The sequence below is a fragment of the Citrobacter sp. BIDMC107 genome, assembly GCF_001037575.1.
In the GTDB taxonomy this organism is placed as follows: Bacteria; Pseudomonadota; Gammaproteobacteria; order Enterobacterales; family Enterobacteriaceae; genus Citrobacter; species Citrobacter freundii.
In genome coordinates this window covers 1-17850 of record NZ_KQ089852.1, presented here as the reverse complement: position 1 = coordinate 17850, position 17850 = coordinate 1, and the positions used below count along the sequence as shown (strand labels likewise).

The 17850-nt window shown below is 62.3% G+C and carries 20 protein-coding genes; 7 read left to right on the top strand and 13 right to left on the bottom strand.

Going from position 1 to position 17850, the window contains the following annotated elements:
- Positions 1-35 precede the first annotated feature (35 nt).
- Positions 36-1091 carry a TolC family protein gene (locus SK39_RS24925; RefSeq protein ID WP_223852552.1) on the bottom strand — a complete coding sequence of 352 codons (1056 nt, stop codon included), beginning with the start codon at positions 1089-1091 and terminating at the stop codon, positions 36-38.
- A complete protein-coding gene (locus SK39_RS27715; RefSeq protein WP_213191790.1) occupies positions 1033-1458 on the bottom strand; it encodes an outer membrane factor lipoprotein domain-containing protein in 426 nt (141 codons plus the stop codon). The genes SK39_RS24925 and SK39_RS27715 overlap by 59 nt, the downstream gene beginning before the upstream one ends.
- A gap of 109 nt (positions 1459-1567) precedes the next feature.
- Between SK39_RS27715 and SK39_RS24920 the strand changes: the two genes are divergently transcribed.
- From SK39_RS24920 to SK39_RS24895, 6 genes are all read left to right on the top strand, one after another.
- Positions 1568-2203, top strand: coding sequence for a TetR/AcrR family transcriptional regulator (locus SK39_RS24920; protein ID WP_022652140.1), 636 nt, complete (start codon positions 1568-1570; stop codon positions 2201-2203).
- A gap of 50 nt (positions 2204-2253) precedes the next feature.
- Positions 2254-3369, top strand: coding sequence for an efflux RND transporter periplasmic adaptor subunit (locus SK39_RS24915; protein WP_044256783.1), 1116 nt, complete (start codon positions 2254-2256; stop codon positions 3367-3369).
- Between the two features lie 22 nt (positions 3370-3391).
- A complete protein-coding gene (locus tag SK39_RS24910) occupies positions 3392-6508 on the top strand; it encodes an efflux RND transporter permease subunit (protein WP_004883075.1) in 3117 nt (1038 codons plus the stop codon).
- Between the two features lie 190 nt (positions 6509-6698).
- Positions 6699-7034 (top strand): DMT family transporter, encoded by a 336-nt coding sequence (locus SK39_RS24905; RefSeq protein WP_004883073.1) that lies wholly within the window; start codon positions 6699-6701, stop codon positions 7032-7034.
- 12 nt (positions 7035-7046) lie between these two features.
- The gene (locus SK39_RS24900; RefSeq protein WP_004883071.1) at positions 7047-7664 is read left to right on the top strand and encodes a DUF3313 family protein; all 618 of its coding nucleotides are present in this window, start codon (positions 7047-7049) and stop codon (positions 7662-7664) included.
- Between the two features lie 299 nt (positions 7665-7963).
- Positions 7964-9274, top strand: coding sequence for a patatin-like phospholipase family protein (locus SK39_RS24895; protein ID WP_023123864.1), 1311 nt, complete (start codon positions 7964-7966; stop codon positions 9272-9274).
- Here SK39_RS24895 and SK39_RS24890 read toward each other — a convergent pair.
- The 10 genes from SK39_RS24890 to SK39_RS27945 form a co-directional block, all read right to left on the bottom strand.
- Entirely contained in the window at positions 9267-11249 is a 1983-nt protein-coding gene (locus tag SK39_RS24890; protein WP_004883068.1) for a relaxase/mobilization nuclease domain-containing protein, read from the bottom strand. The two genes, SK39_RS24895 and SK39_RS24890, sit on opposite strands and share 8 nt — an antisense overlap.
- The gene (locus SK39_RS24885; RefSeq protein WP_224769917.1) at positions 11246-11647 is read right to left on the bottom strand and encodes a hypothetical protein; all 402 of its coding nucleotides are present in this window, start codon (positions 11645-11647) and stop codon (positions 11246-11248) included. The genes SK39_RS24890 and SK39_RS24885 overlap by 4 nt, the downstream gene beginning before the upstream one ends.
- Before the next feature lie 38 nt (positions 11648-11685).
- Entirely contained in the window at positions 11686-12285 is a 600-nt protein-coding gene (locus tag SK39_RS24880) for a S26 family signal peptidase (RefSeq protein WP_004883067.1), read from the bottom strand.
- Positions 12282-12827: a DUF2840 domain-containing protein gene (locus SK39_RS24875; RefSeq protein WP_004883064.1), complete on the bottom strand. Its 546-nt coding sequence runs from the start codon at positions 12825-12827 to the stop codon at positions 12282-12284. Before SK39_RS24875 ends, SK39_RS24880 begins: the two co-directional genes overlap by 4 nt.
- Complete coding sequence (locus SK39_RS24870; protein ID WP_004883063.1) at positions 12824-13099, bottom strand: hypothetical protein; 276 nt, start codon at positions 13097-13099, stop codon at positions 12824-12826. The genes SK39_RS24875 and SK39_RS24870 overlap by 4 nt, the downstream gene beginning before the upstream one ends.
- Complete coding sequence (parA, locus tag SK39_RS24865) at positions 13096-13734, bottom strand: ParA family partition ATPase (protein ID WP_004883061.1); 639 nt, start codon at positions 13732-13734, stop codon at positions 13096-13098. Before parA ends, SK39_RS24870 begins: the two co-directional genes overlap by 4 nt.
- 265 nt (positions 13735-13999) lie before the next feature.
- Positions 14000-14818: a replication initiator protein A gene (locus SK39_RS24860; protein WP_425267602.1), complete on the bottom strand. Its 819-nt coding sequence runs from the start codon at positions 14816-14818 to the stop codon at positions 14000-14002.
- A 50-nt stretch (positions 14819-14868) separates the two neighbouring features.
- Positions 14869-15153 (bottom strand): helix-turn-helix transcriptional regulator, encoded by a 285-nt coding sequence (locus SK39_RS24855; protein WP_004883058.1) that lies wholly within the window; start codon positions 15151-15153, stop codon positions 14869-14871.
- A 112-nt stretch (positions 15154-15265) separates the two neighbouring features.
- The gene (locus SK39_RS24850; RefSeq protein ID WP_004883055.1) at positions 15266-16033 is read right to left on the bottom strand and encodes a DUF2285 domain-containing protein; all 768 of its coding nucleotides are present in this window, start codon (positions 16031-16033) and stop codon (positions 15266-15268) included.
- Between the two features lie 343 nt (positions 16034-16376).
- Entirely contained in the window at positions 16377-16928 is a 552-nt protein-coding gene (locus SK39_RS27945; RefSeq protein WP_004883053.1) for a DUF2958 domain-containing protein, read from the bottom strand.
- A gap of 79 nt (positions 16929-17007) precedes the next feature.
- Between SK39_RS27945 and SK39_RS24835 the strand changes: the two genes are divergently transcribed.
- Positions 17008-17340: a helix-turn-helix domain-containing protein gene (locus tag SK39_RS24835; RefSeq protein WP_004883052.1), complete on the top strand. Its 333-nt coding sequence runs from the start codon at positions 17008-17010 to the stop codon at positions 17338-17340.
- Positions 17341-17642: 302 nt separating this feature from the next.
- Here SK39_RS24835 and SK39_RS24825 read toward each other — a convergent pair.
- The coding region (locus tag SK39_RS24825) for a DUF736 domain-containing protein (RefSeq protein ID WP_048217599.1) at positions 17643-17850 on the bottom strand (208 nt) is incomplete at its 5' end.

The following is a 17850-nucleotide window of genomic DNA, read 5'->3' as shown; positions in this document are numbered from 1 at the left end:
CTCGCTGCCATGCTGCGTTCTTCCAACTCAAGGACTCAGGGTGAAGATTGCAGATTCACATGCTCTGGCGAACCAGAAAGCGCTTTAGCGAGAACACCCCATTGCACGGCTGCGTCGGCGCGAGCACGGACCAGAGCCGCTCGCTGGGACAAGGTGCCACGCTCCGCTTCTGCAACAACGGTCGCATCCACCTGTCCCGCCTCAAAGAGGCGTCGACTGCGGTCAAGGAGTCGATCAGCGACGACAAGACCATCGACCTGATGCTGCAGAGAAGTCCGCTGGGTCTGCCAGCCCAGATAAGCGTTCTCCACATCCTGAAGCGCAAGCAAAACCGTGCGTTCCAGGTCAGCCTGTGCGCCGCGACTGCGTGCTGAGCCCTCGTCGATTCCCGCTTGTATTGCTCCACCGTCAAAGATCGGAAGCGTCACACCCAAGCCCAGAGAGAAAATGTTCCCTGCCACACGTGTTCCGTTGTTCTCGAAGCGTTGGCGCCCACCACTCAAATCGAGCACAAGTTTGGGGAGCCGCTCGCCTTCTGCTGCGTTCCATCGCGCCGTCGCCGCTGCAAGACGCGCCTGCGCGGCTCTGACGTCGGGGCGCTGCTGCAGCAATTCGCCTGGCACGCTTCTGGGAGTCCAATCGGGCATGGTGAGAGAGGCAAGCGCAGGACCGCTGCCAAGCGCCCCCGGAATCCGGCCAACGAGCACATCCAAGGCATGCGTTGCTTCGCCGCGTACGCGTCGCAACTGCTCTTGCTCCACCCGGAGGGCGATGACCTCGGAACGCGTGCGTTCAATGTCAAAGCCCGTAGCTTGACCTGCCTTGAACTTCTGCTCTGTCAGACGCTCAAGGCGCTCGGCGACTTGAAGTCGCTCTTTTGCCAGATCTTCCAGCTCTGCCGCCTGCCGCTGCTGCAGTGCAGCGGACACTGTCTCAAAGGCGATCTGCCAACGTGTCGCGAACCAGTTCTGTTCGACAGCAACTGCGTCCATCCGTGCGCCATCAGCGGCATGCGAGAGGCGGCCCGCTAGATCAACTTCCCATGAAGCCGACAGCGGAAGCCTGGCATCGCTGCTGATGGTCGGTGCCAAAGAAAAGTCGCGCGCGCGTTGCTTGGGGCGTGAGCGCCAAGCTAGGGAACATTGAAGCGCGTGTACGTCGGGTGATCGCCACAGCTTCATCAATCCGCGCTCTTGCAATAGCGAGATCGGTGTTGTGCTCCAGCGCGTTGCGCACCAGCGCGTCAATCAGCGGATCACCGTACGCCGTCCACCACTCGGCCGGGAGTGCTTGTGCTGGCACCTGCTGCACAGCCAGACCCGCTTCGTTCATGAATTTGGCCGGAACCTCAACGCGTGATGTCTCCACCCTGTGAGGCGAGTGGCTGCACGCGGCGAGAAGCGTGATCGATAGGAATGCAACAGCAGTAAGGCCGCGGCGGGCGTAGGGATCGGACATGTTGAGCCACTAGGTTGTGAATTGAGGAGGCCGTCTTGACGGGCATAGTTCATGGCGTGTACTATACCGTCCAGACGATTCAAAAATCAAGCATCTTTGGAGTTTCACCATGGCAACTCGTATGAAATCAAGCCCAGAGGAGTCGCATTCGGCGGACAACGGCGCTGAAGCCCCCTCCATCTCTAAGAAAGCGCAACAAACACGGGAGCGCATCCTTCAAGCTGCGCGTGACGTAGTCATGGAGGGAGGTGCCGGGCACCTAACGCTTGACGCGGTCGTTGCACGGGCAGGAATGAGCAAAGGTGCGTTCCTGTACCACTTCAAGACCAAGCGCGATCTGCTCCTCACGATGATTGATGACCAGGTCTCGGCGTTTGATGGCGGGCAGGAAGAGCGAGAGCTGCCATTCGTCGGCGATCCAGACCCTTGGCTATCCAGCCAGGTCTCGGCTATGCCTGACGGCGGGATGCAAAAGATGAGCGCTGCATTGCTGGCGGCCGTGGCTGAAGACCCCACGCTGCTTGAGCCTGTGCGCGGCTGGTACCGCAGGCAGTACGAGAACGCGAGCAAATCTCCACGCGGCACCGATATCGCCGGAATCGTTCTATTTGCCTTGGACGGAGTCTTCCTCGCCGAAATGATGGGTTTTCCGACGTTTGCTGCCGAAGACCTTTCTCGACTCATGCACACCCTCCAGGCGCTCGCCCGCGGCGAACTGGAACTCACCCCTATTGATAAACGCTGATGAAAGGCCTTCCCGTGTCTTGCACTCCCTTTAAATCCCAGTCCTGGCAAATGCAGAAAGTCGGCCTCGCGTTTGTTCTGCTCGCATCGCTTGCCGGCTGTGATAGTCAGAAGGAGCCTGCTTCCGATCCACCGCGAGCGGTCAAGCTGCTCACGGTGGGGGATGTAGGTTCTGTGGCCAATCGCATTGAATTGAGTGGTCTAGCTCGCTCCAGTGAGCGGAGTACCTTGGGGTTCGAGACTGGCGGGCGTATCAGCAAGCTTCATGTGGACGTGGGAGATCGCTTCTCTCGCGGACAGCTTCTGGCTGAGTTGGATGTTCAGCCCGAGCAACTCCGCCTAGAACAGGCTCGGGCGACACTCGCTGCTGCGGAAGCCGCATTGGCAGACAGAATCGTGCAGACAACGCAGCAAAGGGGGCTGCTTGAGGGCAACGTAATCTCCCCGGCTGCATTCGAGAGTGTGAAAGCACAGTTGGTTGCAGCTGAAGGCCAGGTGCGCAATGCAAAGGCCGCATTCGGCCTTGCCGAGCGTGCGCGAAGGGGGGCCGCCATTCATGCGCCATTCGACGGCGTCGTCGCGGAGAAACTCGCTCTGCCGTTCACAGATATTGCAGCCGGAGCGCCGGTGCTTCAAGTGGATGGACTACGCAGCGGCGTAGAAGTCCTTGCGACTGCATCGACGACCCAGGCGGCAAATATCAAAATTGGGCAGGTCGCCGAACTGCGCCTGAGCGAGTCAGCAAGTCCCGTTCGTGCTTCGGTACAACGCATCGGCTTGCGTGCTGAAAATGGCTCACTTTTACCTGTCGTGCTCGTTCCTCAAGATGCTACTCTTGCGCGCAGTCTTCGACCCGGGTCTGCCGTTCAAGTATTGCTGAAGGCACCGGAAGCGAAGGATGCCTCACCAGATCGTCTGATGCTTCCCTATTCGGCACTGGTGCTCAGTGAGAAAGCAGGACAAGCCGCAGTGTTTGTATATGACGTGACCGGAAAGAAGGTGCACCGCCGGGAAGTGCAATTCCAGAGCGAGCCAGGCGGCGACAACGTTCGCGTTGTGGGCGGCCTGAAGCGCGGCGAGATGGTAGTCGCGGCTGGCGCGAGTTGGCTGACGAACGAGCAACAAGTCACCCCACTCAAGGCCACGACCCAATTGGCCGGACGCTGACCCGCTACAGGAAGACTTCGCTATGAAGATCACAGAAATGGCGCTGCGCGCCAGCAGACTCACCTACCTTGCCGCGGTCATCATTCTTGTTGCCGGCATTGCCACGTTTCTCAATTTCCCTTCGCAGGAAGAGCCATCGGTCACGATTCGAGATGCGGTTGTTGCCGTTCTGAACCCTGGCATGCCAGCCGAACGTGTTGAGCAGTTGATCGCGCGTCCGATCGAGGAGCGTTTGCGGGAGCTGGCCGAGGTCAAGCGTGTAACCACAACCGTTCGCGCGGGCGGGGCCGTCATACAGGTCACGATCTGGGAGCGGTACACCGACCTAGCCCCCATATGGCAGCGCGTTCGCGCGAAGGTTGCCGATGCTCAGCCTCTGCTTCCACAGGGTACGTTGGGGCCATTTGTCAACGACGACTTCGGCCGTGTTGCCGTGGCCTCCATTGCGGTGACCGCGCCGGGCTACTCCATGGGCGAAATGCGTGTGTCGTTGAAAGAGATGCGCGATCGCCTATACGCGCTTCCCGGCGTTGATCGCATCAGCTTCTACGGCTTGCAGGAAGAGCGCGTCTATCTCGAATTTGATCGACCAAAACTAGCCCAGCTTGGATTGACCCCACAAGGGGTGATCGATCAACTCGTTAAACAAAACGTCGTGCTTTCAGGCGGGCAAATCGCCATCGGTGGCATCAACGCTTCGCTGGCTGTTAGTGGAGAGGTTCGCGACGCCGCTTCGCTGCGCGCGTTGCCGATCATGATGGCGCAAGCTCAGGGTGCGCGCGGTGCTTCGCCTGCTCCTTCAATCTCACTGGGAGAGCTTGCGCGCGTGCAGGTACAACCTGCAGATCCTCCCGAGTCTGCTGCAGTCTATAAGGGCCAGCCTGCCGTAGTGATGGCAGTGTCCATGACCTCGGGCCAGAACGTGGAGCAATTCGGCGTAGCCCTCAAATCCCGTGTGGCCGAGCTTGAGAAACTTCTGCCCGCAGGTTTCGAGCTCTCCTATGTGACATTCCAGGCAGACGTCGTCAAACGTGAAATGGGCAAGATGAACCAGGTGATGATCGAAACGATTGTCATCGTGCTCGGCGTCGTCGTCCTTTTCCTGGGATGGCGCACAGGATTCATCGTCGGGATGATCGTGCCGCTTACCATTCTGGGGGCACTGATCGTGATGCGCGCGCTGAACATCGAGCTGCAAAGTGTTTCGATGGCAGCCATCATCATCGCTTTGGGGCTCTTGGTAGACAACGGCATCGTGATTGCCGAAGACATTGAACGGCGCTTGGCAGCCGGTGAAGACCGCAAACAGGCTTGTCTCGAAGCGGGTCGTACCCTCGCACTGCCGCTGCTGACGTCCTCATTGGTTATCGTCATCGCCTTCTCCCCGTTCTTCTTCGGCCAGAGTGCGACGAGTGAGTATCTGCGCTCTCTCGTCATTGTCCTCGCGCTCACGTTACTCGGATCTTGGCTGTTGTGTCTGACCGTCACTCCACTGCTGTGCTACCACTTCACCAAAGTGCATCATCAACCGGCGAATGACGCGCAAACCTACAACACACGCTTCTATCGCGGCTATCGCAAGTTGCTTGAGTGGGTGCTTGACCACAAGGCGATCTACGTTGGTGTGATGACGGGTGCATTGGCCGTAGCTCTGTACGGATTCACGACACTGCCATACGACTTCTTGCCGAAGTCCGACCGAGTTCAATTCCAAATACCGGTGCAGCTCGCCCCTGGAACGGATTCACGGCTCACTCTTGCCAAAGTGAAGGAAGTGAGCGGCTGGCTCGGTGATCAAGAAATCAACCCCGAAATCACGGATCACATTGGCTACGTCGCTGACGGTGGGCCGCGCTTCATCCTTGGGCTCAATCCCCCATTGCCAGCATCGAACATCGCGTACTTTGTCGTGACGGTCAAGGCAGGCACCAACATTGACGTCGTGATTGCCCGAACTCGGGCTTACTTCGCGCAGCATCATGGAGATGTACGCGCAGAGCCTCAGCGGTTCTCGCTAGGCACTACCGAAGCCGGCACAGCCGTCTACCGGGTCAGTGGGCCGGATCATGAGGTGCTGATGAATGCGGCGGCGAAAATTGAGTCCGCGCTACGGGAGCTGCCAGGTACGGCCAACATCAAGAACAACTGGGATACCCGTGTCGGCCGTCTCGATGTTCGGGTCGATCAAGATCGTGCGCGACGTGCTGGCGTCACCACCGACGACATAGCTGCCTGGCTTGGCACCCGCTACATCGGCCAGTCGATCTCTGTGATCCGAGATGGCGATACCAGCGTGCCAATCGTGATGCGCGGGACGTCCAATGATCGGCGCAGCACTGCGGACGTTGGTTCGACGACCATCTATCCAGCGTCGGGTGGCCAGCCGGTTTCCCTGGCGCAAGTGGCCGATGTCACGCTCGCTAGCGAGCCGTCTGTGATCCAGCGCCGCAATCTCATTCGTACAGTCACAGTTCAGGGGCAGAACACCGCATACACCGCGCAAGAGATCGTGGATCACCTCGCACCTCGGATCGCCGCAATTGAACTACCTGCAGGCTATGCCATAGAGCTTGGTGGAGAAATTGAGGAATCGGCTGAATCGAATGCATCGCTCACGCACTACATGCCGTTCGCTCTTCTGGCGATGTTGCTGCTATTCATCTGGCAGTTCAACTCCTTCCGCAAGCTGATCGTGATTCTCGCAACGATTCCCTTCACGTTGATTGGGGTCGTGATTGCACTGAAGGCAACAGGCACTCCTTTCAGCTTCATGGCGACATTCGGGGTGCTTGCGCTGTTCGGAATCATCGTCAACAACGCCGTTCTTCTGCTCGAACAAATTGAACACGGCCTCTCGGAAGGTCTCGCCCGACATGAAGCCCTGGTGGGAGCTGCGATGCAGCGGCTGCGTCCAATCGTGATGACCAAGGTGACCTGTATCGCGGGTCTCGTGCCCCTGATGTTGTTTGCGGGGCCGCTGTGGAAGGGCATGGCCATCGGCATGATCGGTGGTCTCGCACTTGGCACGCTCGTGACGCTTGGCCTGATTCCGTTGCTCTACGAGGTGCTGTTCGGAATGAAGTGGCCGGGCAGCAAACGGAGTCACGAGGCGGTACAACAACCAGTGCAACCGGTCTGATCCCTCAGCGTAACTGTCCACACGCTTCCCCCGATCTCTCTCGTGGCCGGAGAGATCGGGGAGACAGATTCTCGCCATCAGAGAGTTTAAGAAGAAATCAGAAGCAGAGCGAATTGACCGCCTACTGCCTATTCTTTGATGCTTTGATGCTTTGATAATCAATTTTCACTGAATAGATTTGGAGAAATATATGAACCCGTTGTCATGGAATCCATGGTTGGTTCTACTGATTGCCGGCCTGTTCGAAATCGGTTGGCCACTAGGCCTCAAGATGGGTGCGGCCAATGCAGCGATGCGCTACGTGGGGCCGGCGATTGCAGTTGCCTGTATGGCAGCCAGCGGCTTTTTCCTATGGTTATCTCTTAAACAGATCCCCATAGGAACAGCTTATGCGGTCTGGACCGGCATCGGTTCGCTGGGCGCGTTTTTCGTGGGCGTGTATGTGTTCGGCGATACCGCCTCCTTGATACGTTGGGTTGGAATTGCGCTGGTTGTTGCTGGCATCGTCTGTCTGAAAATGGGATAAATGAAAATATATATGAAACGCCCTATTTCATTAATCCATTTTGTGCTGCTGGCAGGCCTCACGGCAACCTTATCTGGCTGTGCTTCAAACGGAATGACTCGATCAGGGTTTCTTGGTGATTACGATGTATTGGGAAAAACGAAGTACGAAAATGTTCTGCTCTTCAAGGCGCCAGGCTTTGAACCCAGTCGTTACCGGGAAATATTAGTCGAGGATGCTCAGGTAGTGACGGCAACTGGACGCATAGGTGGGCTTGAAGCTGAGCAAGTGCGAGAGCTTCTCGATCACGTCAACAGTGAACTGCGACATCTCCAAACTAAGTCCGAAGCTCCCGCATCGTCAGGCCGCATACGTGTGCGTGTGGCAATTACGACCATTGAGACGCCCAATAGAGCAGTCAACACCCTAACGACGTTGCTTGTTGGACCAGTGACAACTGGGGGAGCTAGTTTGGAGTTTGAGGCAGTAGATGAACAAACAGATCGTCGGGTGGCTGCTGCTAGCTGCTTCGAGCACGGCAACGCTCTCGCGGATTTCAAAGGCTCCTACACACTGCTCGGGCATGCAAAGTCTGCAATCACCACCTGCCTTGAACGGATCAATAGCGCTTGGAGAAGTGCTGGCTCGTGAATAGCTGCTATTCCATAACTTCGCGCGGATCGCGAGGAGCCTCATCAAGGGGATTCGTAGGGTGCCGTTCTTGTAACGTCTGCAGCATTCTGGAGTGGCTCTGCTTCGTCGCAAAATTGCCGGCGTTTCTCGTTCTTGTCTATTCGAAACGCTGCGTGGTGCTGCTTGCAGAGGTAAAGCGCCTGGAGGTGTGTAAATTCACACGATGGAGTTTGGCCGGTGTGCTGGCAACGGTAGTTCTGACAGGGTGTTCCACTTACCGTCCTTGGATCAACCCGACACTTTCCGACGCCGCCTTAATGTCTCTCGCCGAGAACGACCAACGCATCAGGCCGTCGGAGGTCAACCAACCGGTGGTTGTAGCGGTGACACTGTCAGGCGGGGGCGCTCGGGCGGCGGCCTTCGGCCTGGGCGTGCTGCGCGAACTCAAGGCCACACGCTTCGCGCTAGAGGGCCAGGAGACCACTCTGTTGGATCAGGTGTTCCTGGTCAGCGGAGTGTCGGGGGGCAGCATCCTTGCCGCGCACTTCGCGGCCTTCGGCGATGCCACGCTGACTCGTTTCGAGCCGGATTTTCTGCTTGTGCCTTTTGAGGGGCGACTCATACGTGAAGCTCTGTGGCCTGAGCGTCTTTATAGACTAACTTCACCTTGGTTTGGGCGCAGCCAGATCCTGGCTCAACGCTTGGACGAACTTTTTGAAGGCCGCACCTTTGGTGACGTGCGCCGACGACCGGGCGCGCCCGAACTGATGATCACGGCAACCGACCTCACGACCGGTGCCCCTTTCGATTTCACCACCGAGCAATTCCGGCTAATCTGTTCCGACCTCGATGCAACGCCGCTGTCTTTCGCGGTGGCGGCCTCGTCGGCAGTACCGCTGGTGCTGTCGCCCGTAACGGTGCGAAACAACGCCAATACCTGTCCGCCGCCTCTCCGATCTTTGCCTGTCAGAGGGCAAAATTACAGATCACGCATCCTGCAAAGCGGCATAGACAGCTACCTCAATGCGCACGATCGGCCCTATATCCACCTCGTGGACGGTGGTGTCTCCGACAACCTCGGCGTACGTCTGATGCTAGACCGGCTAGTAGCTTCGGGCTCAATGAGCGCCAATTTCTCGGAGGTCAAGCCCGGAAGCTTGCGCCGACTCGTGTTGGTGACGGTGAACTCCGAACGAGGACTGAGCGAGAGAGTGGACAGTAGCGACCGAGTTCCCAGCACGACGCAAGTACTTGAGTCGCTGATCTTCGGTGCCGGCGCTCGCGAGACCCAGGTGACGCTGGCCATGCTTAACGACGACCTGCAACACTGGCGTTCCGAGATTGTCCGCACCCGTGGCCAAGCGGACAGCCCCTTTGCGGCCGACGCAGAAATCTACGTAGTAAGCGTAAGTCTGAACGACGTGCCGGACGACAAGATCCGGCATTCGCTGCTGCGCGTGCCCACAGCCTTCACGATCGAGGCTACGGATGTCTTGGACCTGCAAACTGCGGGAGGCGAAGCACTGAGGCAATCCAAGGAGTTTATGGCATTGATTGAATCTCTAAGAAGAATCACAGCAGCCAAGCAGACTGCGCCTGGTACTCAGCTTCCCTTGATATCTAACTGATACCGATACTGGGCTTTCGTCCAAGTTCCCAAGAGGCACTTCCGCCGATAACCTTTGCGGCAAGCTGTTGTCCCAGTCGCGGCTCAATTACCGGCCGCCACGGCACAAGGCTGAACCCCATGCCGTCATCGAGCATCGCGTAGCGCCCGCTGGCGAGCATAATGGAACGCCGGTAGATACCGGCTACGCGCTGCCCGTCGGCCACCGGGCGATGCTCTAGGCCGGTTTCCGCCGCAATGTCTTTCGCGGCCTGCACTAGTTCCCGATTGCGTAGCGTGCCCAGCAGGTTGCGCGCGAGGATGACGCGCTGCCCGCGGCGCTGTGCCAGCCCCTGTTCTTCGAGGAAATCGGCTCGCTGCTGTATGGCCTGCTTGGTATCACCGCCAAAGCCCAAGTTGCCCAGCCCACGGCCACCGCCGATCAGTTGCTGGTCAAGCCAAGTCGCGCCGATGACGCGGGCCTGCCGTTCAATAGGAAGGTGTGATTTCAGCTCTACGGCTACATCGCCCAGCCGTTGCGCGTCGTATTGGCGGCCACGCTCGGCCAGGTCGTCCGGTACCTTCCATAGCCCTTCGGCCACGCGCTCCACGATGCAAGCCCGGCGCAGGGCTTCCAGCCGCCGGACATGAGCGGCGACGACTTCCTGCGGGTCGCGTCCGGGCGTAGCCCGGCCCTGCTCGATTACCAGGTGATGATCGGTGCGGTACAGGCCATCGCTCGCCAGCGAGGCGATGTTCTTGTCGGCCGTGCGCACCTCAGTCGAACCCTTCACCTCTACCACAGCGCCCGTGGGATAGTTCGCCAGTTCGTCGCGGGCGTTCAGTGCAACGTAGTGGGCCTTACCGTCCGTGCCGTCGATGATCAGATAGCCTCGGTCGTGCAACTCATCGGCAAGCCCCTTCGCGGCCACGCGGCCGATGAGGCTGCGACCATCGTCGCCCGGCTCGAACACCGCCAGCTCACGCGGCTGGCCGCTCATGGCCCGCTGCATCGTTCGGATGATGTCGCCACGCTCACCCAGGGCACGCAAGGTCTTCTCGGCATCGGCATGAATGGCCCAGGTGCCGGGCTGCACCTCGTCGGCTAGGCCCAGGCGCTGCAAGCGTTGCAGGCGGCCGATCAGCAGCAGGCGCTGGCGTTGCAACCTCGGCTCGTTGAGCCGTTCGACATGCACCCGGCCATCCTCGCCGGTCTCGCGCTGCAAGGTGCGATCCAGGCTCGTCCACCGCTCCTGTTCCACCTCGCGCCTCAAGGTCTGCTGAATCTCCAGTTCGGTGCGCGGCCCCAGCCACTCGGTCGCCAGCTCGGCGGCGCGATGGCGGAAGCCGTGGGCGATGTAGTCACCCGCGATGATGAGGTCTTTGCCGGTGTCGTCGCGCCCGCGCACGATCAGGTGGGTGTGCGGGTTGTCGGTGTTCCAGTGATCCACCGCCACCCAATCCAGCCGCGTGCCCAGGTCGGCTTCCATGCGGCTCACCAGATGCCGGGTGTAGGTGCGCAGGTCGTCCAGCTCGGCCCCGTCCTCGGGCGAGACGATGAAGCGGAAATGGTGCCGGTCGTCGGCGCAGCGTTCCTTGAAGGCGTCCAGATCGGCTTCGTCGGCCTGTGGCCCGTAGCCCCGGCCCGGTTCGCCATCGCGACCCGCGCCGTCGCGCTCGATGTAGCGCAGGTGCTTGGCGAGCGATTGCGGGCTGGCCCGCTGGTGATTGACCAGCAAGGTCTTGATGGTCACGCGCCGCGACATGGGCATTAGCTTCGCCCCGGCGAAGCGCGCCGCCGTGTGGCCACGTCCGAGCCGAGAGCCGGGCCGCTGGCCGGTGCCAGCCGCGCCAGGACGGCGTACTGCCGACTTGCCGCTGCTGGCTTTGCCGGCCTGCTTGAGCACCTTGGAAACGAAGCTCTGCCCCTGGCCCTTGCCCCGGTTCTTCGGGGCGCTGGGGCGCACGCGAAAGTCGTCGTCGCGGCTGTCGGTCATGGCTGCGCTCCCCGCAAGCTTGGGCGTGTCCTGTCGTGCGAAGCACGCGGACATGCCAGCATTGGCGCGACCCTCGCGCCAAACGCGGCACGGTGGCGAAGCCGCTCCGTGCCGCGTTCCCCCCATGTGCTGACTGGCTTTCGACGCGGCCAGGTGCCGCGTCCTTTTGTCTTGCCTTCCGCCTTTGCCCTTCGCTGTCGCTCCAGGCAACGGCGGCCCGGCGGCGCTGCTGCGTGAACAGACAGCGCGCCGGCGAAAGCGCCAATGGCCGCAGGCCGGGCGCGTTCGAGGCAAGACGCCTGAACGTTGGACGGCTGCGCCGGATGCTGCGCGACGTGCGGTGCGAATGCACCGGCACGACAGGCGCAGCGACACTGAAGCAGCCAGCAGAACGACATGCCCGATGGCACGTCAGAGCGCAGCGAATCGGCGGCCATCATGGGCGTATCTCCGGCCACACCGGATGCGCAACGCCGATCACGGCGGATGCGCTGACCGGGCCGAAATAGCGGCTGTCGAACGATGCTGGATTCGTCACGCTCAACAGGAGCAGTTCGCCCGGTTCAAGGCGGCGGCAAAGCTGCAAGGACGGCAGCGCCCGGCCCAGCCGGTCGGCGGGCAGTACGGCGGCCGAAGGCACGCCGTCGATGCGTACCTGACCGGCGACGATGCAGACGTGTTGCGGCGCGACCGCGCCCACACGTTTGAGCAGCGGAACGCGCGTCGGCAGGTAGCCGCGCTGCGCAGCGAGCGCGGCAGCCGTGGCCGGAAGCGGCACCAGCACGATGCTGTCCACGGACAACGGACGTGGCAGCGAGGCGGTGCGCGGGTCGAACGGGTCAATGCGATACCAGCCGACCGCCACGCTGTCGGACGGGTTGTAGGTCAGACGCGGCAGCGGCGACACGAAAGCCGCCCAGGCCAGCGCAGCGAAGCCGATGGCGGCCAGTGTCGCCAGCACGATGCGAGCGCGCAGGCGTGAGCGAGGACGCGGCGCCACGTCGGGCGCGTTGGGTGTGGTGGTCGGGGCGGTCATGGCAGCACCTTCCCGGCCAGCCAGGCGGTATGCCGCTCGGTGGTGTATTCGGGCAGCGCAAGGCGAGCCGCAAGACGGTTGCCCAGCGTGCGCCAGTACGCCGGCGACACGTCGATGGCAGCGATGCCCAGCGCCTCGATGCCGTCGATGCGCTCCAGCACGGCGCGCACGTTGGCATCGCCTTCGGTGTGTAGGAGCAAGCGCGCGCCCGGCTGAACACCGGGGATGCGCTGCGCCGCGTCCAGCGGTGTGCAAGCCTGCATCACCATGAGTTGCCAGCGGATCGTGCCGTAGTCGTTGGCCTGCCAGCGGATGCGGCAGAGCATCGCGCCCGGCAGGAACACCGCGCAGCGCCGCCAGCGGTCGAGCTGAAGCGTGCGCGCCGGTTCGCCGAAGCGCAGGTAGAGCTTGAAGCGATGTTCGAGGTAGGCCAGCGAAACGCGCGTCAGCGGCACATTGCCGGCCTGTCCGGCGAGTGCCGAAAGCGCAGGCAGCGGCGCAGCCGGTGCCGCGTTCGCGGCAGGCCAAGCGAATGCGTTCATGGTGTGTTCTCCGGCGGAAACTCCCGCTCCAGCAGGCCGCGCAGCAGGTCGGCCACGGTCACGCCTTGCGTGAAGGCCGACACCTTGATGCGCGCCCGCATGGCGGGCGTGATGTCGAGCGTGAGGCGGGCCGTGTAGAGGTCGCCTTTGCCCAGCGCGTCGGCATCGCCCTGACGAATCCACGCCTCGGCGTGCGGATTCGCGGGCGGACGTGCGCCGATGCCGACGCGCTTGCCCGTGCGTTTGCTGTTGGGTGGCTGCTGCGCTGTCATGTCGGCCACCGCAGCAGTTCGTCCACCAGGGCGGTGATTTCGCGGGCGGCGGCACTGTCGGGCGCTGTCTCGCGTGCGAGCCGGCCAGCGGCCACGCTGTCGGCGAAGACGATGCGCTGATGCACCTCCGAGCGCAGCGCGGGCAGCGGCTGTTCGGCGAGCGATTGCCGCGCCTCGCGCCCGATGATGGTGGTGCTGACGCGCCGGTTGATGACGAAGGCCGCGCGGAGCAGCGGCCGGAACACCTGCGCCTCGCGGATCAGCGAAACCATTTCCGAGCTGGCCCAGAGGTCGTAGGGGCTGGGCTGCACCGGGATCAGCACGCGCTCGGCCGCCAGCAGCGCGGAGCGCGCCAAGGCGGCGATGCGCGGCGGCCCGTCGATGATGACGTGATCGGCCCGCCTGGCGAGTTCTGGCGCTTCCTGATGCAGCGTTTCGCGTGCGAGGCCCACGGCGCTGAACAGCCGTGGCAAGCCTTGCTGGCTTCTGCGCTGCGTCCAGTCCAGGGATGAACCCTGCGGGTCGGCATCGAGCAGGACGACATGCTGGCCGCGCATCGCCAGTTCGCCCGCGATGTGCGTGGCGAGCGTGGTCTTGCCGACACCGCCTTTCTGGTTGAGCAGAGCGAGGATCATGGCGCGGCCCTCCCTGCTGGAAAGCCGGGCTTTACCTGCCGTGCAAAACGCTGTTCGCCGTGCCGTTTCTCGGTTGTCCACCGAAACGGCGCGCTTCTACTAAAAGTTATGTATTTCTTGTTAGGGAAGTTAGAGGGGCCGCAAACCCGCGCCGTTATTGGCTTTCCGGCGTTTTCGTACTCCTGATAGCACGATAGGCGTACTCCCGATAGCACGATACCCGGTACTCCTGATAGCACGAGGCCGTCCACACCTTTTCCACGAGTTATCCCCGTGCCGTGTGCAGCACGGGCCGGAAGGTCAGCAGTTCTTGTCCGTCGTCCGGCATTCGCTCGATGCCCAGGACGTAGCCGGGCAGCGACTGCCGCGCCACCAGGACGCGCAGGTCGTAAGCGAAGTCGGAGAAGCGCGCAGCGCTGCCCGACTTGCGGTGCAGGTGCCGGAAGTCGAATTGCCAGCCGCCCGGCTGCTTGCCGCCGTGCTTGCGCACCAGGCGGTACAGCCAGCGCTCGATCCCGCCCTTCAAGCGGAAATAGGCTGGGTCGATGGTCAGCACCAAGGCGGCATCGAGCACGCCCGCATAGAACCAGTCCGGCAGGATCAGTTCGATGCCCAGTGGCACGCCGCTGGCATCGGCCAGTTCCTTCCACTCGTTGATCCACGAGAAGCGATGCAATCGCCTTCCCGTGGTTTCGCGGATGGACGTGGCCACCGTGGTCGATTGCAGCCGGTCGAGCGCGGCTTTCAGGCGCAGGTAGTCGTTGAGAGACGTGCCGCGCCCGATGAAGCGCAGGATCTCGTAGGGAGTGGCGCGTATCCAGCGCGACGGGCGCAAGCCCGCGTCGCGCGCCTCCACGATCTGCGAGGCGGCCCAAATCAGCAGGTCGGCATCCCATATCGTTGCGATGCCGTGCTCCTGCGTACCCTCCACGCGGATGGTGATGCCGCCGGCGCGGAAGTCGATCGGCGCGGTACGCCGCGACTTCGCCAGCGAGAAGAACGGAAAGGCCATCAAGTCCTGGCTGTCGCGGGGTGCCATGTCGCCCGGCAGCGCGCGGAACAGGTCGAGCTGTTCGCGCTGCAAGGCTTGCCCTGGCGGGCTGGACATGGCGACGGCCACCCACGCGCCAGCGATCAGCGGCCATCACGGTAATCGCCCGCGTGGCGTTCGGCATATTCCGGGTCGGAAGTCGCCTCGTAGCTGCGCTGGTCGGCCCAGGCATCGAGGTCGGACACCGCGTACATGACGCGGCGGCCGAACTTGCGGAACTTCGGGCCGCCGCCGATCACGCGCTGTTTCTCCAGCGTGCGTGGCGACAGGCGCAGGTACTCGGCGGCTTCGTCGTTGGTCAGGTAGCGTTGGGGCTGCGCAGGCGCAGCGACAGCAGCGGCGGCAGGCCGCAAGGGAGCGGGTCGCATGGGATGTACCTCCATCAAGCCCGGCCACACCACGCGGCCGGTTAGAGGCACTTTCAAGAAAGCGAGGCTGCTTGCTAAGGGACGATCTACGGGGGACGCGAAACGTCCCCCCCTACTGCAACGGCGGCGGAAGCTGTGCCAGGCGGCGATAGCCGCCACGCATCAGCGCATCGCCACGACGTACCAGCCGCCGCACGCGGGCACGTAAGGCGCTGTCCTTGTGCCAGTCGGCGGCGACGGCATCGGCGCCGAACAGCCCTTCGGCCACTTCGCGCAATGACGCGCCCGCCAGGGTCGCGTCGAGCGTCTGCAAGGTGTGCAGTTCCAGCACCGCGGCCGTCGTGGGCCTGGAACGGGCCGCCGCCGCAGGCGTGGCAACCGTGGCCACGGCCAATGCGTCCAGCTCGGACGCGAGCGTGCGATAGCGCGCGCAGGGCGTGGCGCAGGCGCGGGTGGCGTAGAGGTAGGCCATGCCGTCTTCCAGGCCCGGCGCGAGCGCGAGCCGCAGGCAGCAGCCGGGCCAATGCGACACCAGCACCAGGCGCTTGCCGTCGTGGATCAGTTGCTTGCGGCCAGGGACGCGCCAGAACTCGAAGGCATGGGCTTCGGGTGGCGGGTCATCGTCCGGGTAAACCTGCACGACGGCATCGTGATCGGGAAACCAGGCCGGATGCGCGTCGCGCGCATCCAGGGCTGGGTCTTCCAGCAGGCGCAGGCCCCACGCCTGCGCCGTGTCCGGCCGGCGGCGGCGGCGCAGCCAGTCGCGGCGGTAGTCGGGATTTCGGCGCAGGTATTCCCACGCCAGCGCAGGGCCGTCAAGGTGCAGAACGTAGAGATAGGCCGCTGTCGGATACCAGTGTTCGGCGCTGCGATCAGTCATGGCGAAACCTCCCTCTGTTTGGGATGCGTCGCCACGATTTCCGCGATGCGGGAACTATCGAAATGCCATCAGGTCGTCATCAAAATTGGTTAGGCTGTAACTGTCGGTGTCAAGACCATTTGGCTCTGCGTGTTGCGGAAATCGTCTGAATGCGACGGCTACGCCTTCAGGAAAATGACGCGCAGCACCGAACACCGTGCCGCAGCCCGCGCCCAAGATCAGGACTGTTTTCAACAGGATCGCACCACTTCGGTGCAAGAATGCGGATTCAGACCTGCACGGTCTTGATCAAGATTGAAATAGTCACGATGCGCCCCGGCTGGCTAGGCCGCGCTGGTTTTCATCAGTCCGTGATCGCGCCGTTCTCCTGCGCCAGCCGGACGTACTCCGATAACGGGCGCACCGCCTGGAAATACCGATCCCGCCGCACCGGCAGCTTGCGCGGCCCGACGATGCCCGCCAGGTCGGACAGCTTGACCATCCCGAGCTCAGGCATACCGATACCGAGGTCGATCAGGCCGTAGGCCGTGTCGCCATCCGCCGGGTCGAGCGACACCAGCAGCCAGGTCACATGCGCGTCCGGGGTGAACAAGCGCACCACGGGCAGCGGGTCGAGCCGCTGACCAGCGGCGAGCGCCGCGCCGTGGGCCAGCAGCCGGGCGCGTTCATCAGCGGTGACAAGCGGCAGGGTCATGGGCAGCTTCTCCACGAAACCGACGATGCGCGAATGCGCTTTGGTGCCGAAGCGCAGAACTGCCGAAACGCATCCGTGCATTCGTGTGGAAGCACCGATGTGCAAGCCATCGCATCCGTAGAAGAACAGAAGCGCCGAAGCGGAATTGTCGGAAGCCGGAAAGACACGGATGCGATTCCCCGGTTCTGTCGGAATCCGCATCTGCGGATTTCCGTAAAAGCACGAAAGCGGGCCTTTCAGCCATGAATGAACACTATAGATTGTAGCCCTATAGGGCGCAATGGGCTGTCATCTTGGTTTTTATGGGGAAACCAAGTTAGTGACAGCGAAACACTCATTGGCAACGGCAATACGGACAGTCAGGAAGGCGCGAGGCTTGAGCCAGGAAGCGTTCTCCGACGTGTCCAGCCGCACCTATATGAGTACGCTGGAGCGCGACTTGAAAAGTCCGACCCTGCACAAGCTGACCGAGCTGTGCGAGGTCATGGAAGTGCATCCGCTGACGCTGTTGACGCTGGCCTACGCCGGCGACGACACGCACAAGGCCGACGAACTGCTGGCGCGGGTGCGCCAGGAGTTCGAGGCCGTGCTGAAAGAGCGCGACGCGCCCTAGCGCGTCTGAATGCCCGCAAGCGGAGCGCGCAGCGCCGCCAGGCGCGAAGGCGTGAGGGATTGAAGCCGAATGGACATGACGCCATTGGCGGCATGGGGCGCAGCCCGAAAGCCCGGCGGCGCAATGCGCCGACACGCCATGCTGTTCCTACTGCCACGGGCTTCGAGCCATTCGACCATCACCAATGCAATGCTGGCCTTGGACATGCGGGACATGGGGCAACTGCCGAAACCCTGTGCGTGCGATGCTGCGATCAGCAGCACCGCGCCCCGCCGCAATGGGCGGGGCGCGGTGGGCGGCCGTCAGGCCGCCTTGGGCTTGCTGCGCGACCAGATGAGGTCGTGCGTGTCATTCTCGCCTTCGATCAGGCGGGCATAGACCGTCGCCGGGAATGAAGGATCGTCGATGGCCACCGACAGGTAATCCCGCCCGGCCTCGCTGGTTTTCTTCCACGCCGCGCCGAAGTCGTGGCCGGCCGCTTGCAGGCGGAAGTCCGGGGCGCTTTCGTTC